We start from the raw sequence: 25,564 nt of genomic DNA on the forward strand, positions 1-25,564 counted from the left end.
AGCCGTGCTGTGCACAGGAACGTATTGGTCTGGACCAAAAGTGGTCAAGGCTCTGTCGACATCCGTCGGACATGCGCGGCAGATATGCGCTGGTAGCCGGGGAATCATCACTTCGGGTGAAACTCTGGCCCGTGCTTGCGGTCTTCAACCCACGGTTGCGACGCTGTTGCTGTCTGTCAACCTGTTGGGAGTGGCCTGTGGCTTTCGGTGAGCAGCCCGCCTATCTGCGCGTGGCGAGCGATCTCAGGGAGAAGATCGTCAACGGTGCGCTGCCGCCCCATACGCGTCTGCCCTCGCAAGCCCGTATCCGCGAGGAGTACGGGGTCTCGGACACCGTGGCCCTGGAGGCGCGCAAGGTGCTGATGGCGGAGGGGCTCGTGGAGGGGCGTTCCGGTTCGGGCACGTACGTGCGGGAGCGCCCGGTGCCGCGCAGGATCGCCCGCTCCGGCTACCGGCCGGGAGGCGGCTCCACCCCGTTCCGTCAGGAGCAGACGGCGGACGGGGTGCGGGGGACCTGGGAGTCCCGCAGCGAGCAGGAGGGGGCGAGCCCCGAGATCGCCGAGCGCCTGGGGATCGAGCCGGGTGACCGCGTGATGCGCACGAGATACGTCTTCCGGGAGGCCGGCGAGCCGGTGATGCTCTCCACCTCCTGGGAGCCCCTGGCCGTCACGGGGCGTACACCGGTGATGCTGCCCGAGGAGGGGCCGCTGGGCGGCTGCGGCGTCGTCGAGCGGATGGCGGCCATCGACGTCGTCGTGGACAACGTCGCCGAGGAGGTCGGCGCGCGCCCGGGGCTGGCGGAGGAGCTCCTGGCGCTCGGCGGGGTCCCGGGCCACGTGGTGATGGTGATCGGGCGGACGTACTACGCCTCGGGGCGCGCGGTGGAGACGGCCGACGTCGTGGTGCCCGCCGACCGGTACAGGATCGCCTACCATCTGCCGGTCAAATAGCGGGCGGGGCGGTCCTGGTGACGGGTAATGGCGGGCGGGGCGGCCGCGGTGACCGGTGGGAGGGGTCAGGTGTCCGCCCCGCGTGATGCCGAGTTAACGCCTGCGGCCGTTACGTAACCGGCGGGCAACGCCCCGTCGTGACGGCTTGTCATGTCCGCCTCCTAACTTCCCGTTCGTCACCCGCACACCGGACCGACGAACGGGAAGTCACCGATGACGGACATCGCAACGCCCACACCGGGCGAGGCGCCACTCCAGGAACCTCAGGAAGACCCACGGGTGCCGAGGCGGAGCTACGCCCGGCTCGCGGCCGACGAGAGCCGTGAGGACTACTCCCTGCGCTACGCACCGCACTCCTTCCGGCGCTGGTCGCCGTCGACGGTCGCGGGGACGGCGCTCGGCGGCATCGCGTATCTGGCCGACTTCGCGATCGGCGCGTCGATCGTCTTCACGTACGGCTTCACCAGCGGGCTGGCCTCGATCCTGGCCGCGGCGGTGATCATCTTCCTCACCGGCATACCGATCGCCCGGGCCTGTGCGAAGTACGGCCTGGACATGGACCTGGTCACGCGCGGCGCGGGCTTCGGCTACTTCGGGTCGACCCTGACCTCGCTGATCTACGCGTCCTTCACCTTCATCTTCTTCGCGCTCGAAGGCTCGATCATGGCGCAGGCCATGCACCAGGCGATCGGGCTGCCCGTGGAGATCGGCTATCTGGTCACCACGCTGATCGTCATCCCGATCGTGTTCCGGGGCATGGGCGCGCTGGCCAAGGTGCAGGCCTGGACGCAGCCGGTCTGGATCATCGGCATGGTGCTGCCCTTCGCCGTCCTCGCCTTCGAAGCCCCGGACTCCTGGGGCGCGTTCAGTTCCTTCGGCGGTACCGAGGGGGCCGGGTCCGGTTTCTCCTGGATCGCCTTCGGGCTCGGCACGGGTGTCGCGCTCTCGCTCATCGCCCAGATCGGTGAGCAGGCCGACTACCTGCGCTTCATGCCCGCCAGGACGGAGGCCAACAAGCGGCGCTGGAACCTCGCCGTTCTCGCCGCCGGCCCCGGCTGGGTGATCATCGGTGCCGCCAAGCAGCTGGGAGGCGCCTTCCTCGCCTTCGTCGCGCTGGAGGCGGTCGGCAAGACACACGCCCTGGAGCCGATCGCGCCGCAGATCGAAGCCCTCAAACCGTGGCTCGGCTCCTTCGCGCTGCCCGCCGCGGCGCTGTTCGTGATCGTCTCGCAGATCAAGATCAATGTGACCAACGCCTACAGCGGCTCGCTGTCCTGGTCCAACTTCTTCTCCCGGATCACGCACAGGCACCCGGGCCGCGTCTGGTACATCTTCCTCAACCTCGCCATCGCGCTCACGCTGATGGAGATGAACATGTTCGCCGCCCTCAACAAGCTGCTGGGCTTCTACTCCAACGTGGGCATCGCCTGGATCGCGGCGGTCGCGGCGGACCTCGTCATCAACAAGCGGATCGGGCTGAGTCCCCCTTACATCGAGTTCAAGCGCGCCTACCTCCACGCGGTCAATCCGGCCGGCTTCGGGGCGATGGTCATCGCCTCCACCGTCTCGATCCTCGCCTTCTTCGGGCTCTTCGGCAGGTATGCCGAGGCGTTCTCCACCTTCATCGCCGCCGGACTCGCGCTGGCCCTCTGTCCGTTGATCGCCTGGCTGACGAAGGGGAAGTACTACCTGGCCCGGCCGAATCCGGTCAACGGCCCGGGCGTCGAGATCGCCGACATCACGGCCACGCACACCTGCGCGGTGTGCGAGACCGGCTACGAGCTGCCGGACATCGCCGACTGCCCGGTCCAGGCGGGGCCGATCTGCTCGCTCTGCTGCTCCCTGGACGCGGAGTGCGGTGACGTCTGCCGCAAGGCGCCAGGCGCCGGCCCGGTACTGATGCCGATGCCGGTGCTTCCGGCCCGGACAGGGGCCGCCGGCTCCGTCGTCTGACTGCGGGGAACCGAAAGGGGCGCATTCGAGAGAGTGCGCCCCTTTCGATGTGGCCGGATGCGTGCCTCTTTGTGTAAATCCGCATCCGCTGAGTAAAGGTCAGGCGTACGCTCGGGCATATGCGTACTGCGGTTTCCTGGGGATCCTTAGAGACGTGCACGCCGGTGGGGAGAGGGGCGAGATGCTGGGGAGAAATGTCATGACCGACAGCGGCGCCGTGCTCCCGTGGCTGGTGATCAGACAGGACGACAACGGCAACAGGTACCGCGTCGGGCGTTATGCGACGCAGGACGAGGCGCAGAAGATCGCGGACGGCCTGGACCGGAACGGACACAAGCAGCTCTACTGGGTGGAACGTACGACCCGGGGCGCACACCCGTAACGGGAGACGTCACCGGTTACGCTCCGGCGCATGAGTGATTCCGTGGTGGTGGCCGGGGCCGTCTGTGAAGGTGGACGGCTCCTGGCCGCCCGCCGTAGCGCCCCGCCGGAGCTGAAGGGGCGCTGGGAGCTGCCGGGCGGCAAGCAGGAGGCCGGCGAGAGCGGCGAGCAGGCACTCGTGCGCGAGCTCCGGGAGGAGCTCGGCGTGGAGGCGGAGCCGCTGGAGCGCATCGCGGGGGAGTGGCCGCTGAAGCCCGGCCTCGTGCTCCGGGTGTGGACGGTCCGGCTCGTGTCGGGCGAGCCCAGCCCGCTGGAGGACCACGACGAGCTGCGCTGGCTCGCGCCGGATGAGGCGGACTCCGTCGACTGGCTGGACCAGGACCGGCCCGCCGTGGCGGAGGCCGTGCGCCGCCTGCGCGAGGGGCCGCGCGTCTGACACGGGCAGGGCGCATGTCCGAGGGGCCGCGCGTCTGACGCGGGCAGGGCGCGCGTCCGACGTGCCGCGTGAGGGGGGCGGGCGCGCGCAGACCGTGCGCCCGTCCGATGTCCGCAGGCCGTGCGCCCGTCCGGAGGGGCACCGGGCTCGGATGCCGACGCGGGTCACGTGCCCGTCCCAGGTGCCGCGCCGAAGGCCGGGTGTGCGCCGGAGTCGAGCGGCGCGACGACTCCGCCGTCCGCGCCCCGGCCGCCCGCCCGTCGGCGCCAGTGCGTCGCCCGGCGCCGTTCCCCGGTCCGTGGCCCTCCCCGTCCGCCCCGGTCGGGGCGCCCCCGCCCGTCTGCCGTGGTGCCCGCCCGTCTGCCGTGTCCGCCCGCTTGCCCGCGTTCCGCCCGCCAGCCGCCATCCCCCGGTCCGCGGCCCTCCCCGGCCGCCCCGGTTCGCGCCCCCGCCCTTCTGCCGTGGCCGCCCGCCCGCCCATGTCCCGCCGCCCGACGGGCCGTCCGGCGTACGGTCCGGAGGCCTCGGCGCATACACCCGTACGACCCATCCCTCCCCATCAGCGATAAGTTGTTCCGGATATCGGGTATGTGCCGATTATCCCCTTGATGAGGGATACGCCTGCTGCCGACCCTGGGAAGTGATCGGCGTGACCGATACCGAAGGCGATTGCGCCGAATGGAGCTTTCCGGCGGTGCCGGGCTCCGTGCGCAGCGCCAGGCATGCGGTCCGGGACGCCTTGCACTACTGGGGATTCGACGCGGCGGTGGGGGATCTCGCCGTGCTCCTCGTCAGCGAGCTGGTGACCAATTCCCTGCGCTACGCGTCCGGCCCCATCGGGGTCCGGCTGGTGCGTCCGCACCCGGACGGAGAGCGGCCGGGCGAGGGGGGTCACGAGCCGGGTCTGCTCGTGGAAGTTTCCGATCCGGTTCCGGATCCGCCCACCGAACGCAGTGCCGGACCCGAGGACGAGGGGGGCCGCGGACTGCAGCTGGTGGCTTGTTCCGCGCGCCGCTGGGGGACCCGGCGCGGAAAGACCGGCAAGACCGTGTGGTTCGAGCTCCCTCTCCCTGGTTAGGAGTGCAAGGGGACGCACAGCGATCACCGGAGGTCGGGCAGAACCTGGCTGAAAGGGACTGAGACCGTGCTGTGATCGTGAACGCCGTGCCGGTGAGGCCCGTAGTGCTGAATACTGCGGGCAGGACCGGTCCGGTGTGTGAGCTGGAGGGGACGGTCGCGTGAGCGAGATACCTGGGACAGCGGGCGACGTCATGTGGCAGAGCAGCCCGCCTGGCTCGATCTATGACTACATCAGGGTCGCGTCGTTCTCGATCGGGCCCGACGGGCTGATCGAGCAGTGGAGCCGGAGGGCCGCCGGTCTGTTCGGCATGGCCTCCGACGAGGTGGTGGGCAAGGACCCCGTCGAGGCGTTCATGCCCGCCGAGCTGCGCCCGGATGCCCACAGACGAGTCGGCGAGATCCTCGACGGCAAGGAGTGGACGGGTCTCGTCCCGTTCCGGATCCCGGGCGAGAACTCCGTACGCGGACTCGCCGAGGTCTACGTCATGCCGAGCGAGACGGGGACGGGTGAACGCGCCGCGCTCTGTATCGTCGTCGATGTGAGGGCGCTGCGGCGCATCGAGACGGACCTCGCGGCCTCACAGGCTATTTTCGGCCAATCTCCCTTCGGGTTCGTCCTCTTCGGTACCGACTTCGCCGTCGTACGGGCCAACCAGCGGTTCGCCACCGTCTTCGGGGGCGAGGCCGACGACCACCGTGGCCGCACCGTGGAGGACTACCTGCCGCGCCCGGAGGCCGATCGCCTCTCCGCCACGCTCCGGCGTGTCCTGGAGACGGGTGAGGCGGTCACCGACCTCCAGCTCGTGGGGACCCCGCCCGGCGCCCCAGGACGGCGCCACTGGTCCATGAACCTCTACCGCGTGCACAGCGGTTCGGGCCGCCCCGTCGGCATCGCCGGTCTGGCCACCGATGTCACGCAGCGGCACATCGCCGCCCGCGAGGCGGCCAGCGCCCGCCGTAACCTCGCGCTGCTCAACGAGGCCAGTGCGCGCATCGGCAACTCCCTCGACCTGGAGACCACCGCCAGGGAACTGCTGGACGTCGCGGTGCCCGGATTCTGCGACCTGGCCTCCGTCGACCTGTACCAAGGCCTGCTCACCGGCGAGGAGGCGTCCCCCGCCAGCTGGGGCCGTCATCACCAGGAGTCGGGCACCGGCTCGGCCGAGCTGCGCAGGGTGGCCCACGCCAGCGCCGTGTCCGACGCGCTCCCCGGGGTCATCCCTGGCGCCCGTGCCGGCGAGGGGGCACCCCACGGGAACACAGGACCGCCCGCGCTCGGCTCGGTCCACCGCTACCCGTTCCACTCGCCCTGCGCCGTCGCCCTGCGCAGTGGACGCGTCGCGGACGTCCCCGGGGACGAGCGCGGCTTCGTCCACTCCACCCTCGCTGTGCCGATGGTCGCCCACGACGTCGTCGTCGGCCTCGTCCAGTTCTCCCGTACGAAGGGCAGCGAACCCTTCGGCGAGCGGGACAGGGCCCTGGCCACCGAGCTCGCCGCCCGCGCCGCGGTCTGTATCGACAACGCCCGCCTCTACCGGCGCGAGCACGAGCGCGCGCTGATACTCCAGCGCAGCCTGCTCCCACCGGGCGACCCGGAGGCGGCGGGGCTCGACATCGCCTGCCGCTACCTTCCGGGCAACACGGCCACCGAGGTCGGCGGCGACTGGTTCGACGTGATCGAACTCCCCGGCCACCGCACCGCGCTGGTGGTCGGAGACGTGATGGGCCGGGGGCTGCGGGCAGCCGTCGCCATGGGCGAGCTGCGCACCGCCGTACGCACCCTGGCGCTCCTGGACCTGGAGCCCGCCGAGGTGCTCTCCGCCCTGGACGAGGTCGCCCGGGGGCTCGGCACCCCGGGCGGTGGCGAGCGGAGCGACGGCTTCGGCGCGGGCGGCGGGGCCCAGTGGCCCTCCCGGGCTGCACAGAAGTCACGCGAGGCCGACCTCTCCGAGGTCTATCTGGCGACCTGCGTGTACGCGGTCTACGACCCGGTCACCCGGCGGTGCACCTTCGCCAACGCTGGCCATCTCCCCCCGGTGGTGGCCGAGCCCGGTGAGCCCGCGATGCTGCTCGACGTACCGCCGGGCATGCCGCTCGGTGTGGGGGGCGAGCCCTTCGAGGAGGTCGAGGTCGAGCTGAAGGAGGGCTCGCTGCTCGCCCTCTACACCGACGGGCTCGTCGAGTCCCGCGACCATCCGCTCGACGAGGGACTGGACGCGTTCAGGTCGGCCCTGGCCGAGCCCTCGCAGCCACTCGAGGACGTCTGCGACCACGTGCTGTCCTCGCTGGACACCCGGCACGGCGAGGACGACATCGCCCTGCTGATGGCCCGCATCCAAGGGCTCGCCCCGGACGCGGTCGGTGACTGGCGGCTGCCGCGGGAGCTCCGCTCGGTGGCCCGCGCCCGGGAACTGGCCCGCGGACAGCTCACCGCCTGGGGCCTGGACGACCTGGTGGACACCACCGAACTGCTCGTCAGCGAACTGGTCACCAACGCGCTGCGCTACGGCGAGGGCGAGATCAGGCTGAGGCTGCTCCGCGACCGCACGCTCGTCTGCGAGGTCTGGGACGCGGGCCTCGTCCAGCCGCGGCGCCGGCGCGCCCGCGACACCGACGAGGGCGGGCGCGGGCTGCAACTGGTCGGGCTCCTCAGCGCCGCCTGGGGATCACGGCGCACCCCACGCGGCAAGACGGTCTGGTTCGAGCTGGCGCTGCCCGACGGAGAGCCCGCCGCGGAACTCTCCGTGGAGCAGTTGCTCAGCATGTACTGACCGCGCGCGGGGAAGGGGCGCGCGGTCACGAAGCGGACTTCAGGGCGGCGAGCCTGGCCTCGATCTCCGCGCTGTCCCCGAGGCTGTCCAACTGCTCGAACTGGGCGTCCAGGGACGAGGCGGCGAGTTCCTGCTTGCCGACCGCCTTCGCCTCCTCGCGCCGCACCTTGTCCTCGAAGCGCCCGAGTTCGCTCGTCGGGTCCATCACGTCGATGCTCTTCACGGCGTCCATCATCCGGTTCTGCGCCTGCGCGGACGCGGCCCGCGCCACCAGTTCGTCGCGCTTGGACTTCAGCTGGGTCAGCTTGTTCTTCATCTGGTCCAGACCCGACTTCAGCTTGTCCACCACCACGGTCTGCGAAGCGATGGCGGGCTCCGCCGTCTTCGCCTCCTGCTCCGCCTGGAGCTGCCGCCCGAGGGCTACCTTGGCGAGATTGTCGAACTTGTCGGCTTCCGCCCCCGCCGCCCCGGCCCGCAGCTCGTCGGCCTTCCTGCTGGCGGCGAGCGCTTTCTGGCCCCACTCCCTGGCCGCGTCGACGTCCTCCCGGTGGTCCTCCTCCATCAGCCGGAGGTTGCCGATGGTGGCCGCCACCGCCTGCTCGGCCTCCGCGATGTTGTTCGTGTAGTCGCGGATCAGCTGGTCCAGCATCTTCTGCGGGTCCTCCGCCTGGTCGATCAGGGCGTTGATGTTGGCCCGCGCGAGCTGGGTGACTCGGCCGAGGATGGTCTGCTTGCTCATGGCACCTCTCCTTGTGACGACAACTGGTGCTGCTCCTGGTGACGGCAACTGGTGCTGCTCCTCGTTACGGCAACTGGTGCTGCGGAACGTGGGGCCCGCGGCCGGGGGTCCATGGCCGGAAAGGGCCGGGGGCAGCCGTCAGAAACGACCCCCGCCGCCGCGTCGGCCCCGGGTCCCGCCGCCGCCGAAACTGCCCGGCCCACCGCCGAACCCGCCGCCGAACCCGCCTCTCGACCCGCCGAATCCGCCGCCGGGACCTCCCCCCAGCCCTCCTCGGCGACCACCCCCGCCGAGCAGACCGCCGAGGATGATGCCGCCCAGCACGGCGCCGCCCGCCCCGCCCCCGCCGCGCGGGCCGCCGAAACCGCTCTGGTTCCTGTACTCCCGTACGTCCTGCTCGGCCAGGCTCCGCGCCTGCGCGGCCAGGGCGTCCGCCTGCTGGGCCTCGGCCAGGGCGCCCTGCGGATCGTTCGACCCCGACAGTTCCCCGGCCCGCTCCCAGCGCCGCTGGGCCTCCGCGAGCCGGGTACGCGCCTGGCTGCCCACCGCGCCGCGGTTGGTGGTGATGTAGTCGGCGGCGGCGCCGATCGCCGCCCGCGCGGTCAGCATCGCCTGGTCGAGGAGCGAGCGGGCCCGCTGGTTGCCGTGCTCCTGCTCGCGGGCTCCGGCCAGGGCCTCGTCCAGCGCCGCGTCCGCCTCCTCCACCCTGCGCAGCGCGTCGATCGGGTCGTACGGACCCGAGGCCGTCTCGCCCTTCACGTCGGCGACCACGGCGTCGGCCCGGGCGACCCTGCCCCGCAGGTCCGCGGTGGACACGCCTTCCTGGGTGCCGTCGAGCAGGCCCCTGGCGTCGGCGAGGTCGGTCTCCGTCTCGGTGAGCGCGCCGGGCAGCTTCTCCGCCGCCTCGGCCAGCTCCCCGGCCCGCCGGTCGACGGCGTCCACCAGTGTGGAGATCTGCTTGATCGCCCCTTCGGCGGCGCGGACGTAGACGGCGGCCTCGGCGTTGTTCCCGCTGTCCACGGCCTGGCGGGCCTGGTTGAGGCTGGAGGTGGTGAAGACCAGCCGGTCCTTGGCCTGTTCGATGTCCTCGGCCGAGGGGGCGGTGGCCGAGGACGCGTACCGCTCGCGCATCGCGGCGAGAGCCGTCTCCGTGGTGGAGACCCGGGCGATCAGCTCGCGGAACGTGGTCTCCGCCGTCCCCACCGCCTGCGGGGCGTTCTGTTCGAGGGCGCGCAGCCGGTCGAAGTCCTCGGACACGGCGTCCAGGCGCTCGTTGGCGTCCGTGCAGCGGCTGATGATCTCTTCCATCATGCGGCGACGGGTCGCGTCGTCCTCGGGGAAGGCGTCGTCCAGCTGCTGCCGCAGCCGGAAGGCCGTGGTCAGTTCGGCCTTGGCGTGTGTCACGGCCGCGGCGAACGGAGCAGCGGCCTCCTCGCCGAACTGGGCGGTCGCGAAGCCGAGTTCCTCCTCGCTGGTGCGCACGGAGTCGTCCGTGTCGACCAGGTCGGCCTTCGCCCGCGCGTCCAGTTCCGGCAGGGGAACCTGTGGCTCCGCCCCGCTGCCCCAGCCGCCCGCCGCAGGAGTCGTCCGGGTCGCCGTACGCCGTCTGCGGCGGACGAAGGCGAAGACGGCGACCGCGGCCACCACGACGACGACGGCCAGCGGCACGAGCAGACCGGCCGACGCGCCGCTGCCCGATCCGCCGCCGGGATCCGCGGCACCCGGGGTGATGGCGGGGGTGGGCACCGGGTCGCCGGCCAGGACCGCCGCGTACCCGTCGGCGGCGCCGATCGCGGCACCGGCCCAGTCGTCCTGCCGGAGCGCCGGCTCGATCGCGGTGTTCGCCACGTCCTGGAGCTGGGCGTCGGTGAGCCGCGACCCCTGGTCCACGGAGTAGGCGTACTGCCGGTCGTGGGTGGCCACGGCCAGCAGCAGGTCCTCCTGCCCGAGACCGTTGCGGTTCGCGGTCTCGTCGGCCCAGGTCCGGGCGTCGCGGCCGGAGAAGTCACGGACGTACACCACGAACAGCTGGACCCGGCGCTCTTCGAACAACCGGTCGAGTGCGGCCTCGACCTCCGGCTCCCGGTCGCCGAGCGCGTCCACCTTGTCGGTGATCTGCCCGTCGCGGGACAGCTCCACGGGGTCCTCCGCCCGGGCGCCCGGGGCGCCCGGCAGGGCGATCCAGAGCACCGCTGCCAGCACGGCGACGAGGACCCTGCCGGATGTCGAAGGCCGGGGTATCCCGGTACGGCTCGCAGGCGGCGTCACATTTGGGAGGCTATGTCCGCCCCCTGCCGCCCGCGACCCGACGCGTGCCCGACGCGTGCCCGACGGTGCCGGGGGCCGGCCTGCGGGGGCTGGGGACGGCCTCGTGGGCGGCGGCCGGGGAGCCGCGGCCGGACGTGGTGGTGCGGTGCGGGAGCCGTCGCCCGTCAGGTGGCGACGGCTCCCGCACCGGAGGAGCCTGTCAGGCGGCCCCGGTCGAGGGGCCGGTCTCAGCCGGCGGTGCGGGGCAGCTCGCGGGAGCGGCCGAGGGATCCCAGCCACTTCGCCGAGGGCCGCGCGGTCCGCTCGAACGTCTCCCAGTTCACGCCGATCAGACCGAAGGTCGGCGTGAACGAGCCCCACTCGTAGTTGTCCAGGGCGCTCCACGCCAGGTAGCCCTGGACGTTCAGCCCGTCCTCGATCGCGCAGGCCACCTCGTTCAGGGCGCCCGCGTAGTAGTCGACGCGGCGGGTGTCGTCGGCGGTGGCGATGCCGTTCTCCGTGACGATCAGCGGCATGTCCGGGCCGATGACCTCGGCGGTGTGGCGCAGGGCGTGCCCCACGGCGGCCGGGTAGTACTCCCACTGGGTCAGCGTCCGCTCGACGTCGGCCGACGTGGGGATCGGGCCGTCGGGGCCGATCTCGGTACGGGTGTAGGACTGCACGCCGATCCAGTCGTCGCCGCGGGCCGCCTCGATGAAGACGTCCTCGCGCGGGTGACGGTAGGCAGCCGTGACGTCCTCCGCGCCGGGGCGCGCCTGGTAGACCTGGTTGGCGACGGTCCAGCCGACCTGGATGCCCGCGTCGAGCGCCCGCACCTCCTTCACGGCGGCGTGGTGCGCGGCGATGACCGCCTCGGTGGTCTCGTCGTCCGGGGTGGGGAGCCCGGCGGGCGGGAAGCCGATGTCGCCGCGCTTCGCCTGGCCCGCCATGACGGCGATCATGTTCGGCTCGTTGATCGTGCAGACATGGCTCACGCCCTCGGAGATCACGGGCGCGCAGGCCGCGACGTACCGGGCGAACAGCTCGACGGCGCCCTCCGCCGTCCAGCCGCCGCGTGCCTCGAACCACTGCGGCACGGTGAAGTGGTGGAGGGTCACCATCGGGCGCAGCCCGCGGGCGATCGCACCCTCGACCATGCGCCGGTAGTGGGCCAGCTCCGCCCGCGAGAAATGCCCCTCCAGGGGCTCGATGCGCGCCCACTCGACGGAGAAGCGGTAGTCGGTGAAGCCGAGGGACGCCAGCAGGTCCATGTCCTCGGGCCAGCGGTGGTAGCTGTCGCAGGCGTCCAGGCTGGGCTCCTGGATGTGGGTACCGGTGGAGTGCTCCTTGACCCACCAGTCGCTGTCGGTGTTGTTGCCCTCGATCTGGTGGGCGGCCGTGGAGGCCCCCCACAGGAAGCCTTCGGGGAACGGGACAGGGGCGTGCGTCATCGCGGAGTGTCTTTCTGTGCGTGAAGGGGTGCGGCCGCGAGGTGGGGTGCGGCCTCGTGTGCGTCGGTGGGCGGGCGGGCTACTTCATGCCCGCCGTGGCGATGCCCTGGGTGAAGTGCCGCTGCAGGGCGATGAAGAGGATCAGTACCGGCAGCACGACCAGGAACGCTCCGGCCATCAGCATGCCGTTGGAGCCGCCGGCCTTGTTGGGGTCGGTGGCGAACGTGGCCAGCGCGACCGGCAGCGTGTACTTGTCCGGGTCGTTGGTCGCGATCAGCGGCCAGACGAAGTTGTTCCAGGAACCGAGGAAGGTGAAGATCGAGAGCGTCGCGAGAGCGGGCTTCACCAGCGGCATGACGATCCGCCAGAAGATGTACCACTCTCCCGCGCCGTCCATCCGGGCCGCTTCCAGCAGCTCGTCGGGGATCGACTGCATGAACTGCCGCATCAGGAACACACCGAACGCGCCGGCCGCGAAGGGCAGCACCAGTCCGGCGTACGAGTCGATCAGCTTCAGCTTGCTCATCAGCACGAACAGCGGCAGCAGCATGAGGTTCCCGGGCACCATCAGGGCACCGAGGACCACACCGAAGATCTTGTTCCGGCCGACGAACCTCAGCTTGGCCAGGGCGTACCCGAGCATGGAGCAGAAGACCAGGTTCGAGACGGTGACCAGCACCGCCACGATCACGGAGTTCATGAAGTAGAGCGGCAGGTCCAGCTTGTCCAGCAGCTGCCGGAAGTTCTCCAGCGTCCACTCGGTGGGGATCCACACCGGGGGACTGGCCGAGAGCTCGCTGGTCGTCTTGAACGACGAGACGGCCATCCAGAGGAACGGCGCCGACATGACCAGCAGGCCCAGCGAGAGCAGGACGTAGACCAGGAGGCGCTTCGCGTGCCGGGGCCTGGCCCCGGGCGCCGTCCGCGGGACGGCGGTCGCGTTCGGGGCGGTCATTTCGTGTTGTCCTTCAGCAGTCGGAGCTGCAGCACCGTGATGCCCATGATCACCACGAAGAGGACGTACGCCATGGCGCTCGCGTAGCCCATGTGGAAGAAGTTGAAGCCCTCGCGGTACATGTTCAGCGAGACGGTGAGCGTCGAGTCGGAGGGGCCGCCCTGCGTCATCACGAACGGCTCCTCGAAGACGTTGAGGTAGCCGATGGTGGTGATCACCGTGGCGTAGAGCAGCGTGGGCCTCAGCAGCGGCACCGTGATCGCCCGGAACTCCTGCCACACCCCGGCGCCGTCGAGCTTCGCGGCCTCCCGGACCTCGGTGGGGACGGCCTGCAGGCCCGCGATGAAGAGCACCATGACCGTACCGACGTTGCGCCAGACCGCCATCGCGATCATCGACGGCATCGCCAGCGCCTCGGAACCGAGGAAGTCCGGGGCGGTGAGGCCCACTTCGGAGAAGAGGCCCGCGATCAGCCCGTCGCCCGGGTCCAGCACGAACCGCCACACGACCGCGACGGCCACGATCGTCGTGACCACCGGAGCGTAGAAACCGACCCGGAAGAAGGTCCTAGCCCGGTCGATGCCGTTGTTCAGCAGTACGGCCACGACCAGTCCGAGGGCGATCGTGAGGGGAACGCCCACCACGACGAAGTACGCCGTGTTGAACAGCGACGTGAGGAACTTCTCGTCGCCGAACAGCTCGGTGTAGTTCTCGAAGCCGATGAAGTTCGCTTCCCAGGGGCGCGTGACGTTGCGCAGCCCGAAGTCGGTGAAGCTCATCAGCAGCGTGGCGAGGATCGGGAACGCCATGAAGACGGTGAACAGGACGAGGAAGGGCATGGAGAACAGCCAGCCCGCCGCGTTCTGTACGCCCATCGAGCGCTTGCGGCGCCCCGATCCGTCCCGGGGCGGGATCGCCCCGGGACCGTCCTTCACCTTGGCCGGCTGTGCGGCCGTCGAGGTCGTGGTGCCCATGGCTCCTACTTCACGAGGCCTTCGATCTCGGACTGCGCGGTCTTCAGCGCGTCCTCGGCGGAAGCCTTGCCCTGCGTCACCTTCGCTATGGCCTGGTCGACCTTGTCGGTGATCTCCGTCAGCTTCGCCGTGGAGGGGGAGGACTTGGCGGTGTCCATCTGCTTCTTGAACACCTGGAGGTTCGCGTCGCCGGCGAGTGTGCCGGACTCCCAGGCCGCGGTGTTCGCGGGGAGGTCCTTGGTGCGCTCGTACCAGTCGGCCTGGCCGTCGGCTCCGGTCAGGTACTCGATGAACTCCGTGGCCGCGGCCTTGTGCTCGCTGTCCTTGGAGACCACCAGGGAGGAGCCGCCCGCCATCGAGACGGAGGACTTGTCCGCGGGTACGGGGGCCACGGCCCACTTGCCCTTGATCTGCGGCTGGCCCTCGTCCAGCAGGGTCACGTGCCAGGGGCCGCCGAAGAACATGGGGACCCGGCCGTTGCCGAAGTCCTTCACGACGTCGTAGCCCGGCTGCACCGACTTGTCGGACAGGCCCTTGTCGAAGTACGTGCCGTACTCCTCCAGTGCCTTGACGGCCTCCGGGCTGTCGATGACCGCCTCGCCCTTGTCGTCGAGGATCGCGCCGCCGGCGGAGTAGAGGAAGGGGTAGAAGTTCTGCACCGTGTCCAGGCCGCTGGGCTGGATGGACAGGCCCCACCGGGTGCCGGCCTTCTTCTGGTACGCGGCGGCCAGGGACTGCATCTCCTGCCAGTCGGCGGGCGCCTTGTCGACGCCGGCCTCCTTCGCGAGGTCGGTGCGGTAGTAGAGGACCCGGGTGTCGACGTACCAGGGCACGCCGTACGCGGTGCCGTCCACCTCGCCCTGGTTCCACCCGGCGGGGAAGAAGTCCGCCTTGTCGAAGGTCTTGGTGTCGACCGGCTCCAGGACACCGAGCTCGGCGAACTCTCCCATGTAGCTGCCGCCCATCTGCGCCACGTCCGGCATGGTGCCGGCCGCGGCGGCGGAGACGAGCTTCTGATGGGCGACGTCCCAGCCGACCGGGGTCACCTTGACGGTGATGTTGGGGTTGGCCTTCTCGTACACCTCGGCCACCTCGGCGAGCTTCTCCCCCTCGGCGCCCATGGCCCACACGGTGAGCGTCTGCTTCGCGTCCGCGGCGACGTCTGCGCCACCGGAGCTGCCGCAGGCGGAGACGCCGAGGGCGAGCGCGACGGTGATGGCCGCGGAGGTGGTTCTGGCGGTGCGGGACATGGAGGGCTCCTCCTCGAGCAATCCGGATGTATGCGCTGCCTGTAAGCGCATACATCACTCTGCTGCAGTCATTCGGAAAACCGCAAGAGGGTGCTGGGTCACACTCGTGCAACGTGCCGGACACCGGGAGGGCTGTTCGTGGGCACCGTATGCGCACTGTTTGCGAATTTGAAGTGGATGTGACCGATTCCGCTTGATTGGCAGGATTCCTGGCCCGCAAGCAGCCCGTTACTGTCCTGCTCATGACTTCGTTCGCCCATGACTTCCCCTTCGACCCGGCCTACGGGCGGACGCTCGACGAACTGCTGCGCATCGAGGCCCCGCCCGCTCCCGGTGACTTCGAGGCGTTCTGGACGGCCCGTCACCGCGAGGCCCGCGCCGTCGTCACCGCCCCCGAACTCGGGCCGGTGGAGGAGGAGCGCGACGGGGTCGCGCTGCACGGGGTGACCTTCACCTCCGTCGGGGGTGTGCGCCTCGGAGGCTGGGTCGCGCTGCCGTCGGACGGTCCGGCGGAACGCGGCTTCGTCATCGGCCACGGATACGGCGGACGGCAGCAGGCCGGGTCCGACGTGCCGCTGCCGTTGCCCCGGTCGGCCGCGATCCTGCCCTGCGTACGGGGCATGGGCGGCCGGGGCCTGGTGCCCGGGATCCCGGCCGAGGCCGCGGAGCACGTCCTGCACGGCATCGGATCGCGCGACACCTACGTCATCGGGGACTGCGTGGCGGACCTGTGGTGCGCGGCATCGGCGCTCCAGGAACTGCTGCCGCAGCTCGCCGGCCCCGCGCGGCTCGGCTATCTCGGGGAGAGCTTCGGCGGCGGGCTCGGGGCGCTCGCGCTGCCCTGGGACGACCGGTTCGGCGCTGCGCAGCTCACCGTCCCCACCTTCGGCAACCACCCGCTGCGGCTCACCCTGCCCTGCGCCGGCAGCGGGGAGTCGGTGCGCGACCACCACCGGCGGCACCCCGCGGTCACGGAGGTGCTGCGGTACTTCGACGCGGCGACGGCCGCGGCGCGGCTGAAGCTGCCGACGCTGGTCGCGGCGGCCCTGTTCGACCCCGCGGTCCCGCCGCCCGGTCAGTTCGCCGTCCACAACGCGCTGCCCGGCCTCCGGGAACTGCTCGTGCTGCGGGCGGGTCACTTCGCGTACAGGGGGATCGTGGCGGAGACGGCCGGACTGACCGCGCGGCGCGCCCGCTTCTTCGGTGAGCACCTCTGAGGGGCGTCTTCGGGGAGCACCTCCGAGGGGGGCTTCGGGAGCACTTCTGAGGGGCGCCTCCCGCCGACGGGCCCCTCCGGACCTCGCGTCCGGAGGGCCGGGCCGCAGCCGGACCGGCTGACCGGGCCGCAGCCGCCTCTCGTCCGGCAGGCTTAGCCGCAGCCGCCCCTCGTCCGACCGGGCGCAGCCGCAGCTCGACCGGCGCGCCTAGCCGCAGCCGCAGCTGGAGCGGCGGGCCAGGGAGACCGGCAGCTCCAGCGAGACCGGGTCACGGCTCGGGTCCGCCAGGCGTTGCACCAGCAACTCCACGGCCTGTTCGCCCAGCTGCCGGATCGGCTGGCGCACGGTCGTCAGCGACGGACGGACGATCCGGCTCAGCGGAATTCCGTCGAAGCCGGTCACGGCGATGTCCTCGGGAACCCGCACCCCGCGCCGCTCCAGGGCGCGCAGGGCGCCCACGGCCATCTGGTCGTTGGCGAAGAGCACCGCGTCCGGGCGTTCGGTGCCCCGGTCGAGCAAGGTCTCGGCCGCCCGCGCCCCCTCGGCCCGCGTCATCATCCCGGTCCGCAGGTCGGGTGCGTCGGGGACCGGCAGCCCGGCGTCCCGGCAGGCGTCCCGGAAGCCCTGGAAGCGGGCCTCGGCGTCCGGGGAGTCGGTGCCGCCCCCGACGAAGGCGAGCCGGCGCAGCCCGTGGTCCTCGATCAGGTGGCGGGCCAGCTCACGCTCCCCGGCGGCGTTCGCGACGACGAGGTGGTCCAGGTGGTCGATCTCCCGCGGACCGGCGAGCATCACCACCGGCAGCCGGCGCGATATGACGTCGAGGTCCTCGGTCGGCACGGTCTGCGCCAGTACGGCGAAGCCGTCGACCCGGCCCGCGACCTTGGCGACGAGGCTCTCGGGCCCGCCCTCCAGCGAGGCCGCGATCAGCAGGGCGTAGCCGTGCCGCCGGGCGGCCCGCTCCATGCCCCGGATGATCTGGTCGGAGTACAGCATCGCCGCGTCCTCGGCCTCGCTGTCGCTCTCCGCGTCGGCCTCGGCGTCTGGATCGGCGTAGTCGGGGAAGCACAGGCCCAGCACTCCCGTGGTGCGGCTGGCCAGCCCGCGGGCGTTGCCGCTCGGTACGTAGCCGAGCTCTCGGGCCGCCTCCAGGACCCGCTCCCGGGTCTGGGCGCGCACGGAGCCGGGGTTGCGGTAGACCCGGGAGACCGTGGCGATCGACACGCCCGACCGCTCGGCGACGTCGTACACCGTGGGGGCACTCACTCGACCGACCGTCCGCTTCTTCTTCCCTGCGACACCCGCTGCTGCGGATGGCGGGCCCTCTTCTGAAAGCGCATTCACCCTAGATCGCGTGCCCGGCGGCGGGCAACAGTGAGCCCTCCGTGCGCTCCCTGCGGAGGAGCGCGTACGGCCGCCCAGGGTTTGCCCAAAAATAGACAGGTTGCCTTGCAAGGTGTCCTGTCCATCTTTACGGTGGGAGACATGTCCGAAAGCTCCGGCGGCGCCCAGGCGCGGCCCACCGCCGACCCTGCGGCCGACCCCACCGCCGAGCGCGTCGCGGCCGATCTCGCCGCCGTGGTCGGACGGCTGCTCCGGCGGCTGCGGAGCTCCTCGGCGGACAGCCTGCTCACGCCCTCCCAGCGATCGGTCCTGGCCAGGCTCCAGGACGGCGGGCCGGCCACCACGGCCGCGCTCGCCCGCGCCGAGCTCGTCAGGCCGCAGTCGATGAGGCTGACGCTGGGCGCGCTGGAGAGCCAGGGTTTCGTCACCCGGGCTCCCGACCCGGCGGACGGCCGCAAGTCGGTCGTGTCCGTCACCGAGCAGGGCAGCGCCACCCTGGCGGGAGTGCGAGCGGCCAAGCGGAGCTGGCTGGCCGAGGCGATCGCGGGGGAGCTGGACGGCGCGGAGCGCCGCGCGCTCGCCGAGGCCACCGAGCTCATCGCCCGTCTGGTCGACGAGTGAGCCGGCCGGGCGCGCCGGCGGTGCGGCGGGCGGGGCCACCGGCGGCCCCGGCCCCCTCCGACGCCCCGGGCTTCGGCGCCCGGCTCACCGCGCCCCTGCTGATGGGCTCCCTGCTCAACCCGCTCAACACCACGATGATCTCCACCGCCCTGGTGTCCATCGGGCACTCCTTCGGCATCGGGGCGGCCGACACCGCGTGGCTCATCTCCGTCCTCTATCTCGCCAGTGCCGTCGCCCAGCCCGTCCTCGGCAAACTCGCGGACACCCTCGGTCCGCGCCGGGTCTTCCTGGCCGGCCTCGTCGTCGTGGTCGCGTCGGGCCTGGTCGGCGCCCTCGCACCCGGCTTCGGCGCGCTGATCGTCTCCCGGCTGCTGCTGGGCATCGGCACCTCCGCCGCCTACCCGGCGGCCATGGCCGTCCTGCGTGACGAGTCGCGGCGGCTCGGCCGCCCCACCCCGCGCCCCGTGCTTGCCCGGCTCTCGTTCGCCGCCCTGGGCAGCGCGGCCGTCGGGCCCGCGCTCGGCGGACTGCTCGTGACCGTCGTCGGCTGGCGCGGCATCTTCGCCGTCAACGTGCCGGTCGCGCTGCTCGCCCTCGGTGCCGCGCTGCTCTGGGTCCCGGCCGACCCGCCGCGCGAGCGGGCCGCCGACGGGAGCGGGGCGAAGGTCTCGCTGGACCCGCTCGGGATCGGCCTGTTCGCCGCCGCGCTGACGGTCCTGGTCTTCTTCCTGCTGGACCTGGCCCACCCCCGGTGGTGGCTGCTCGCCCCCTTCGTCGCGCTGACCGCCGTACTCACCCGGTGGCAGCTGCGCGCCCCGCAGCCGTTCATAGACATCCGGATGCTCGCGGGCAACGGGGCGCTGCTGCGGACGTACGCACGCCACGGGCTCAGCTACCTGCTGATCTACTGCATGATGTACGGCTTCACGCAGTGGCTGGAGGAGGCCCGGGGCTTCTCCTCGGGCCATGCCGGGCTGCTGATGCTGCCGATGTCCGTCACCGCGCTCGCCTGCTCGCTGCTCGGTGCCCGCACCAAGGGGCTGCGTGGCCCGCTGACCCTGGCCTGCGTCCTGCTCACCGCCGGTGCGGGAATCCTGCTGCTCCTCTCCGGCGACACCCCGCTCGGCGTCCTGCTGATCGCCGGAGCGTGCTTCGGTGCCCCCCAGGGGCTCGTGGGCACGAGCAACCAGGCGGCCGTCCAGGCCTACGCCCCACCGGAGAACATCGGGGCCGCGGCCGGGCTCCAGCGCACCGCCCAGTACATCGGCGCGATCACCGCGTCCAGCCTGATCGCCCTCGCCTACGCCGACGCGGCGAGCGACGCGGGGCTGCACCTCATGGCGGCGGTCGCCGTCGTCCTGGGCGTCCTGCTGACCGTGCTCACCCTCACCGACCGCGCCCTGCGCGCACGCACCTGACCGTGCTCACCCTCACCGACCGCGCCCTGCGCGCACGCACCTGACCGGGCCCGCCCGGCTGCCCCGCGCGCACGCACCGAACAGCACCACGCCTAGGAGTACGCACATGACCGCCACCGTCCTCGACCCCCGTACCGCGCTCGTCGTCGTCGACCTCCAGAAGGGCATCGTCGCCCTTCCCACAGCGCACCCGGCCGAAGAGGTCGTCGCCCGTTCGGCCACCCTGGCGGAGGCCTTCCGGGCCAAGGGTCTTCCGGTCTTCCTGGTCCGCGTGACCGGCGGAGCCCCCGGCCGCACGGAGAGCGGTGCACCGGCCCGCGAGCCCGCCCCGGACTGGGCCGACATCGTGCCCGAGCTCGGCCCGCGTGACGAGGACGTCCTCGTCACCAAGCAGCAGTGGGGCGCCTTCCACGGCACCGCGCTCGACCTGGAACTTCGCCGCCGGGGCATCACCCAGGTCGTGCTCTGCGGAATCGCCACCAGCATCGGCGTCGAGTCCACCGCACGCGCCGCCCACGAGCACGGCTACCACGTCACCGTCGCGACGGACGCCGTCACCGACATGGACGCCGACGCCCACCGCAACAGCGTCGAGAAGATCTTCCCGAGGCTCGGCGAGACCGGCACCACCGACGCGATCACCGAGCTGCTGGGCTGACCCGACGGGTTCGGACCCGGGGCCCGGGCTCCGGCCCCGGGCTCCGGCCCCGGGCTCCGGGTCTCGAAACCGGGGCCGCACGGGTGAGATCCGCGGTCCCAGCGGCCGTGTCTGCCCCCGCCCGCGCGTGAAAGTGCGTTCAGTGGATCAGCGAATCAGTCTGATCAACTGCAAATGCCACCAGAACGCATTTATCCGGTCCATTCCGGTACAGGGTGGGCCGGGCCGGCCCCGGAGGTATCAGCCATGGCCCACGTCGGCGTCCCGCGCGGGACGGCCCGAAAGCGCCGCTCGGTCGCGCTCCTGGCGACAGGTGTGCTCACGATCCCGGTTCTGGCGGGCTGCACCTCGGACAGCGAGGGCCCCACTCCGGTGGCCGTCCCCCAAGACATCGCCCCGGCCGCCCGGGACCGGGTCGCCGAGGGCTCCACCCTCACCTGGGCGATCGACGCGGTGCCCGCGACCCTCAACGCCTTCCAGGCCGACGCCGACGGCGCGACCGCGCGTATCACCGGCGCCCTGCTGCCCTCGCTGTTCCCCATGGACGCCAAGGGTGAGCCCAAGCGCAACCCCGACTACCTGGAATCCGCGAAGGTCATCGAGCAGGAGCCCAAGCAGGTCGTCCTCTACAAGCTCAACCAGCAGGCGGTGTGGAGCGACGGCCGTGAGATCGGCGCCCCCGACTTCGTCGCCCAGTGGCGGGCGCTGAGCGGCAAGGACTCCGCGTTCTGGACCGCGCGCAACGCGGGGTACGAGCGGATCGAGAAGATCGAACGCGGCAAGGACGACCTCCAGGTCCGGGTCACCTTCTCGAAGCCGTACGCGGACTGGCGCTCGCTGTTCTCGCCGCTCTACCCCAAGGAGGTGACCGGTTCACCCGGCACCTTCAACGACGGCGCCCGGACCACCCTCAAGAACACCGCCGGGCCCTTCCGGCTGCGTGGGGTGGACAAGAAGAAGGGGACCGTCGTCCTCGACCGGAACCCGCGCTGGTGGGGGAACGAGGCCAAGCTCGAGTCCCTGGTCTTCCGCGCCGTGAAGGCCGGTGACCGGGCCGCCGCACTCACCGACGGCACGGTGGACGTCGCCGACATCGAGCCGGCGACGGCGAACCGCATCGCCCTGGCCGCCCGCGAACGCGCCGGGAACGCCGGGGCGCCCGCCCACGGCCCCGGAGCCGGCATCACCCCGGCCGCGGCCCTGCGGTCCTGGGCGCTGGCCCACGGATCGGACGAGGAGGCCGCCGAGACGGCGCGGGCCGCCCGTAAGAAGAACCAGGAGGCCGTCGCCGTGTACGCCGCCGAGCAGAAGGCGCTGCGCGGATTCGACGTGCGCAAGTCGCTGGAGCCCGCCTACACGCAGCTCGCGCTGAACGGGGAGTCCGGGCCCCTCTCGGACGACCGGGTGCGGCGCGCCATCGCCCGCACCCTGGACCGCCAGGAGCTGGCCGACAGCGTGCTGAAGCCGCTCGGTCTCTCGGCCGAGCCGCCCGGGAGCCACCTGGCCCTGGCCGGTCAGCCCGCGTACAAGGACAGCAGCGGGGCGCTCGGCGAGCAGGACACCAAGGAGGCGCGGGCGCTGCTGGCCGACGCGGGCTGGACCCCGGGCGGAGCCGTCCGCAGGACCGAGGACACCAAGGCGGGCAGCCAGGCCGAGAAGGAGAAGGCCGGGGACGGAAAGAAGGCCGAGGAGACCGAGGAGAAGGCGGGCAAGGCCGAGAAGGACGAGAAGGCCGAGGGGAAGGCCGGCAAGGACGAAGCGGCGGACAAGGCCGGCAAGGACGACGCGGCCTCGCGGGAGGAAGGGTCGTACATCGTCGGCGACGACAAGCCCGGCGACCGTGCGGCCGCCGGGGACGCCGAGATCGCGGCGCAGGACAGGACCCCCGGCGGCGCCGCCGGCGCCTACGCCCCCGCGGGCACCGCCGCCCCCGCCCCCGGCTCGGTCAAGAACCGGGTGGGCAAGGCGGGCAAGCCGCTGACCCTGCGCTTCGTCCTCCCCTCGGGCCCCGGATCGCAGTCGCTGCGCAGGGTCGGCGAGAAGATCGTCGAGATGCTGGACACCATCGGCATCGGCACCCAGATCACCAAGGTCTCCGACGAGAGCTACTTCAAGGACCACATCGCCTCGGGCGACTACGACATGGCGCTGTACTCCTGGCCCGCCACCGCCTACCCGGCGACCGACGGCCGTCCGATCTTCGCCAAGCCGGAACCCGCCACCGACGGCTCGCTGCTCGTCGAGCAGAACTACACCCGGGTCGGTTCGGACCACATCGACCAGCTGTTCGACCGGGCGGTGTCCGAACTCGACGCCAACGCGTCCAGGGAACTGCTGAAGCAGGCGGACGCCCGGATCTGGGCCGCCGCAGGATCGATTCCGCTGTATCAGAGGCCACAGCTCGTCGCCGTCGACAAGAAGCTCGTGAACATCGGCGCCTTCGGCTTCGCCGCGCCCCGGTACGAGGACATCGGATTCACCGCGCGACAAGCGGCAGGTTCCCCCGCGAATCGTAAGAAGTAGCAGGTCAAAGCCGTATTCGAAGCTCAGATACAGCTCAACTCCCTTGCCCGCCGGAACCTCCGGCGGGCAAGGTGGTGTCCGCCCCGACCCGGGCCGCCCCCTCTTTCACACCCCTTGCCGTCCGTCCGCCCACCGGCCGGACGATGACGTGATACCACCTGAATATCGGCTGAATTATGGCCGAACCCCGGCTCCGGCGATCGGCCCGGGAAGCCCCGGACTCGACGGGCCCGTACCATTGGACTAGCCGTGGCGTGCCGCCCGGCGGGCGTACGAGGACTCGAGACCGACTGAGACGCCTGATCCCACGATCCGAGAGAAGCGCAAGCCACCCATGCCCACGCGCCACGACATCCGTAACGTAGCCATCGTCGCCCACGTCGACCACGGCAAGACCACGCTGGTCGACGCCATGCTCAAGCAGGCGGGCGCCTTCGCCGCCCACGCCGCCGAGAACCTCGACGAACGCATGATGGACTCGAACGACCTGGAGCGTGAGAAGGGCATCACGATCCTCGCCAAGAACACGGCGGTGAAGTATCACCCCAAGGACGGCGGGGACCCGATCACGATCAACATCATCGACACCCCCGGCCACGCCGACTTCGGCGGCGAGGTCGAGCGCGGTCTGTCGATGGTGGACGCGGTCGTCCTGCTCGTCGACGCCTCCGAGGGCCCGCTGCCCCAGACCCGCTTCGTGCTGCGCAAGGCGCTGTCCGCGAAGATGCCGGTCATCCTGTGCATCAACAAGACCGACCGCCCCGACTCCCGGATCGCCGAGGTCGTCGATGAGACGTACGACCTGTTCCTGGACCTGGACGCGGACGAGGACCAGATCGAGTTCCCGATCGTCTACGCCTGCGCCCGTGACGGCGTCGCGTCGCTGACCAAGCCCGAGGACGGCACCGTCCCGCAGGACAGCGACAACCTGGAGCCGTTCTTCTCCACGATCCTGTCGCACGTCCCGGCCCCCGAGTACGACGAGGCCGCGCCGCTGCAGGCCCACGTCACCAACCTGGACGCCGACAACTTCCTCGGCCGCATCGCGCTCTGCCGCGTCGAGCAGGGCGAGCTGCGCAAGGGCCAGACCGTCACGTGGATCAAGCGCGACGGCACCATGTCCAACGTCCGCGTGACCGAGCTCCTGATGACCGAGGCGCTCACCCGCAAGCCCGCCGAGGTCGCCGGCCCCGGTGACATCTGCGCCGTCGCCGGTTTCCCGGACATCATGATCGGCGAGACCCTGGCCAACCCCGAGAACCCGATCGCGCTCCCGCTGATCACGGTCGACGAGCCCGCCATCTCGATGACCATCGGTACGAACACCTCGCCGCTCGTCGGCAAGGGCGGCAAGGGCCACAAGGTCACCGCCCGTCAGGTGAAGGACCGCCTGGACCGTGAGCTGATCGGTAACGTCTCGCTCCGCGTCCTCGACACCGAGCGCCCGGACGCCTGGGAGGTCCAGGGCCGTGGTGAGCTCGCGCTGGCGATCCTCGTCGAGCAGATGCGCCGTGAGGGCTTCGAGCTGACGGTCGGCAAGCCGGAGGTCGTCACCAAGCAGATCGACGGCAAGACGCACGAGCCGATCGAGCGCATGACCATCGACTCCCCCGAGGAGCACCTCGGCGCCATCACGCAGCTGATGGCGACCCGCAAGGGCCGCATGGAGACGATGACGAACCACGGTTCGGGCTGGGTCCGCATGGAGTGGATCGTGCCCTCCCGCGGCCTCATCGGCTTCCGTACGGAGTTCCTGACGCAGACCCGCGGTACGGGCATCGCGCACTCCATCTTCGAGGGCCACGAGCCCTGGTTCGGCGAGCTGCGTACCCGTCACAACGGCTCGCTGGTCGCCGACCGCGCCGGCTCGGTCACGCCGTTCGCGATGGTCAACCTCCAGGAGCGCGGTGTCATCTTCACCGAGGCCGGCACCGAGGTCTACGAGGGCATGATCATCGGCGAGAACTCCCGCGCCGACGACATGGACGTGAACATCACCAAGGAGAAGAAGCTCACCAACATGCGTGCGGCGTCCGCGGACACCACGGAGAACGTGGTCCCCGCCCGCAAGCTGTCGCTGGAGCAGTCCCTGGAGTTCTGCCGCGAGGACGAGTGCATCGAGGTCACCCCGGAGACCGTGCGTATCCGCAAGGTCGTCCTGGACGCCAAGCAGCGTGGCCGTACCGCCTCGCGCGCCAAGAACGGCTGACCTGACGTAGTCGCACGGCCGGCGAACCGCCGGTTCGGGTCATTGACATGAGGCCCGGGCCCCCGCAGACACTGTGGGGGCCCGGGCCTTTCGTCAACCCGTTTTTCTGACCGACGTGTCCGCATATCGTGCGTCGCTCTCCGGAACATGTGTTAACGGTCCGTTTCGGGGGTGTCTGTCTGGGATCACTTTGTCCGGATTTCGGTCAACCATGCCTTCTCGATGTTGTCAAACCGAGACCCTTTAAGTGTGGTTTACAGCCCGGTGTTCCTTAATAGTTGGCTCCATTGAGCTCGGGTCAATGGGTCGTCGCACTGTGGGGAGTGCGGACTCACGAGCACACTCGGGGCACTGGAACGATCGCCGTCAGGGGTGTCGGTGGATCTCTGC

At 71.2% G+C, this 25,564-nt stretch carries 19 protein-coding genes; 12 read left to right on the top strand and 7 right to left on the bottom strand.

Annotated features, from left to right (window positions below; translation table 11 throughout):
* The first annotated feature begins 197 nt into the window (after positions 1-197).
* From ACFYQ6_RS11585 to ACFYQ6_RS11610, 6 genes are all read left to right on the top strand, one after another.
* The gene (locus ACFYQ6_RS11585; RefSeq protein WP_361580045.1) at positions 198-950 is read left to right on the top strand and encodes a GntR family transcriptional regulator; all 753 of its coding nucleotides are present in this window, start codon (positions 198-200) and stop codon (positions 948-950) included.
* A gap of 213 nt (positions 951-1,163) precedes the next feature.
* Complete coding sequence (locus tag ACFYQ6_RS11590) at positions 1,164-2,903, top strand: hypothetical protein (RefSeq protein WP_361580047.1); 1,740 nt, start codon at positions 1,164-1,166, stop codon at positions 2,901-2,903.
* Positions 2,904-3,084: 181 nt separating this feature from the next.
* The gene (locus ACFYQ6_RS11595) at positions 3,085-3,285 is read left to right on the top strand and encodes an SPOR domain-containing protein (RefSeq protein WP_361580049.1); all 201 of its coding nucleotides are present in this window, start codon (positions 3,085-3,087) and stop codon (positions 3,283-3,285) included.
* A gap of 30 nt (positions 3,286-3,315) precedes the next feature.
* Positions 3,316-3,720: a (deoxy)nucleoside triphosphate pyrophosphohydrolase gene (locus tag ACFYQ6_RS11600; protein ID WP_361580051.1), complete on the top strand. Its 405-nt coding sequence runs from the start codon at positions 3,316-3,318 to the stop codon at positions 3,718-3,720.
* A 640-nt stretch (positions 3,721-4,360) separates the two neighbouring features.
* Positions 4,361-4,798, top strand: coding sequence for an ATP-binding protein (locus ACFYQ6_RS11605; protein WP_361580053.1), 438 nt, complete (start codon positions 4,361-4,363; stop codon positions 4,796-4,798).
* Between the two features lie 193 nt (positions 4,799-4,991).
* Positions 4,992-7,571 (top strand): SpoIIE family protein phosphatase, encoded by a 2,580-nt coding sequence (locus ACFYQ6_RS11610; RefSeq protein WP_388763019.1) that lies wholly within the window; start codon positions 4,992-4,994, stop codon positions 7,569-7,571.
* Between the two features lie 25 nt (positions 7,572-7,596).
* Here ACFYQ6_RS11610 and ACFYQ6_RS11615 read toward each other — a convergent pair whose 3' ends face one another.
* From ACFYQ6_RS11615 to ACFYQ6_RS11640, 6 genes are all read right to left on the bottom strand, one after another.
* Positions 7,597-8,310, bottom strand: a complete 714-nt coding sequence (locus ACFYQ6_RS11615) for a PspA/IM30 family protein (RefSeq protein WP_356737908.1) — start codon at positions 8,308-8,310, stop codon at positions 7,597-7,599.
* 138 nt (positions 8,311-8,448) lie between these two features.
* Positions 8,449-10,578, bottom strand: a complete 2,130-nt coding sequence (locus tag ACFYQ6_RS11620; protein ID WP_388762650.1) for a TPM domain-containing protein — start codon at positions 10,576-10,578, stop codon at positions 8,449-8,451.
* A gap of 227 nt (positions 10,579-10,805) precedes the next feature.
* On the bottom strand, positions 10,806-12,008 hold the full coding sequence (locus tag ACFYQ6_RS11625) for a glycoside hydrolase family 1 protein (RefSeq protein WP_388762653.1): 1,203 nt from the start codon (positions 12,006-12,008) through the stop codon (positions 10,806-10,808).
* 79 nt (positions 12,009-12,087) lie between these two features.
* On the bottom strand, positions 12,088-12,963 hold the full coding sequence (locus ACFYQ6_RS11630) for a carbohydrate ABC transporter permease (RefSeq protein WP_388762656.1): 876 nt from the start codon (positions 12,961-12,963) through the stop codon (positions 12,088-12,090).
* Positions 12,960-13,937, bottom strand: coding sequence for a carbohydrate ABC transporter permease (locus ACFYQ6_RS11635; RefSeq protein ID WP_388762659.1), 978 nt, complete (start codon positions 13,935-13,937; stop codon positions 12,960-12,962). The genes ACFYQ6_RS11630 and ACFYQ6_RS11635 overlap by 4 nt, the downstream gene beginning before the upstream one ends.
* A gap of 5 nt (positions 13,938-13,942) precedes the next feature.
* The gene (locus ACFYQ6_RS11640; RefSeq protein ID WP_388762662.1) at positions 13,943-15,187 is read right to left on the bottom strand and encodes a sugar ABC transporter substrate-binding protein; all 1,245 of its coding nucleotides are present in this window, start codon (positions 15,185-15,187) and stop codon (positions 13,943-13,945) included.
* A 242-nt stretch (positions 15,188-15,429) separates the two neighbouring features.
* Between ACFYQ6_RS11640 and ACFYQ6_RS11645 the strand changes: the two genes are divergently transcribed.
* Complete coding sequence (locus tag ACFYQ6_RS11645; protein WP_388762665.1) at positions 15,430-16,404, top strand: acetylxylan esterase; 975 nt, start codon at positions 15,430-15,432, stop codon at positions 16,402-16,404.
* Positions 16,405-16,611: 207 nt separating this feature from the next.
* On the opposite strand, the gene ACFYQ6_RS11650 is transcribed toward ACFYQ6_RS11645, so the two are convergent.
* The gene (locus ACFYQ6_RS11650) at positions 16,612-17,667 is read right to left on the bottom strand and encodes a LacI family DNA-binding transcriptional regulator (RefSeq protein ID WP_388762668.1); all 1,056 of its coding nucleotides are present in this window, start codon (positions 17,665-17,667) and stop codon (positions 16,612-16,614) included.
* 219 nt (positions 17,668-17,886) lie between these two features.
* On the opposite strand from ACFYQ6_RS11650, the gene ACFYQ6_RS11655 reads away from it, so the two are divergent.
* From ACFYQ6_RS11655 to typA, 5 genes are all read left to right on the top strand, one after another.
* Positions 17,887-18,366: a MarR family winged helix-turn-helix transcriptional regulator gene (locus tag ACFYQ6_RS11655; RefSeq protein WP_388762671.1), complete on the top strand. Its 480-nt coding sequence runs from the start codon at positions 17,887-17,889 to the stop codon at positions 18,364-18,366.
* Entirely contained in the window at positions 18,363-19,784 is a 1,422-nt protein-coding gene (locus ACFYQ6_RS11660; RefSeq protein ID WP_388762674.1) for an MFS transporter, read from the top strand. Before ACFYQ6_RS11655 ends, ACFYQ6_RS11660 begins: the two co-directional genes overlap by 4 nt.
* A 106-nt stretch (positions 19,785-19,890) precedes the next feature.
* A complete protein-coding gene (locus ACFYQ6_RS11665) occupies positions 19,891-20,442 on the top strand; it encodes an isochorismatase family protein (RefSeq protein WP_361580061.1) in 552 nt (183 codons plus the stop codon).
* A gap of 246 nt (positions 20,443-20,688) precedes the next feature.
* Entirely contained in the window at positions 20,689-22,965 is a 2,277-nt protein-coding gene (locus ACFYQ6_RS11670) for an ABC transporter substrate-binding protein (RefSeq protein ID WP_388762677.1), read from the top strand.
* Between the two features lie 334 nt (positions 22,966-23,299).
* On the top strand, positions 23,300-25,174 hold the full coding sequence (gene typA / locus ACFYQ6_RS11675; protein ID WP_388762680.1) for a translational GTPase TypA: 1,875 nt from the start codon (positions 23,300-23,302) through the stop codon (positions 25,172-25,174).
* Positions 25,175-25,564 lie beyond the last annotated feature (390 nt).

This window comes from Streptomyces sp. NPDC005494 (assembly GCF_042872025.1).
GTDB lineage: Bacteria > Actinomycetota > Actinomycetes > Streptomycetales > Streptomycetaceae > Streptomyces.

Excerpts from the sequence above, each read along its gene's own strand:
- ACFYQ6_RS11670 (WP_388762677.1), top strand. The coding sequence starts at position 20,689 with ATGGCCCACGTCGGCGTCCCGCGCGGGACGGCCCGAAAGCGCCGCTCG.
- ACFYQ6_RS11610 (WP_388763019.1), top strand. The coding sequence starts at position 4,992 with ATGTGGCAGAGCAGCCCGCCTGGCTCGATCTATGACTACATCAGGGTC.
- ACFYQ6_RS11635 (WP_388762659.1), bottom strand. The coding sequence starts at position 13,937 with ATGGGCACCACGACCTCGACGGCCGCACAGCCGGCCAAGGTGAAGGAC.
- ACFYQ6_RS11665 (WP_361580061.1), top strand. The coding sequence starts at position 19,891 with ATGACCGCCACCGTCCTCGACCCCCGTACCGCGCTCGTCGTCGTCGAC.
- ACFYQ6_RS11630 (WP_388762656.1), bottom strand. The coding sequence starts at position 12,963 with ATGACCGCCCCGAACGCGACCGCCGTCCCGCGGACGGCGCCCGGGGCC.
- ACFYQ6_RS11655 (WP_388762671.1), top strand. The coding sequence starts at position 17,887 with ATGTCCGAAAGCTCCGGCGGCGCCCAGGCGCGGCCCACCGCCGACCCT.
- typA (WP_388762680.1), top strand. The coding sequence starts at position 23,300 with ATGCCCACGCGCCACGACATCCGTAACGTAGCCATCGTCGCCCACGTC.
- ACFYQ6_RS11600 (WP_361580051.1), top strand. The coding sequence starts at position 3,316 with ATGAGTGATTCCGTGGTGGTGGCCGGGGCCGTCTGTGAAGGTGGACGG.
- ACFYQ6_RS11590 (WP_361580047.1), top strand. The coding sequence starts at position 1,164 with ATGACGGACATCGCAACGCCCACACCGGGCGAGGCGCCACTCCAGGAA.
- ACFYQ6_RS11640 (WP_388762662.1), bottom strand. The coding sequence starts at position 15,187 with ATGTCCCGCACCGCCAGAACCACCTCCGCGGCCATCACCGTCGCGCTC.
- ACFYQ6_RS11645 (WP_388762665.1), top strand. The coding sequence starts at position 15,430 with ATGACTTCGTTCGCCCATGACTTCCCCTTCGACCCGGCCTACGGGCGG.
- ACFYQ6_RS11625 (WP_388762653.1), bottom strand. The coding sequence starts at position 12,008 with ATGACGCACGCCCCTGTCCCGTTCCCCGAAGGCTTCCTGTGGGGGGCC.
- ACFYQ6_RS11615 (WP_356737908.1), bottom strand. The coding sequence starts at position 8,310 with ATGAGCAAGCAGACCATCCTCGGCCGAGTCACCCAGCTCGCGCGGGCC.
- ACFYQ6_RS11595 (WP_361580049.1), top strand. The coding sequence starts at position 3,085 with ATGCTGGGGAGAAATGTCATGACCGACAGCGGCGCCGTGCTCCCGTGG.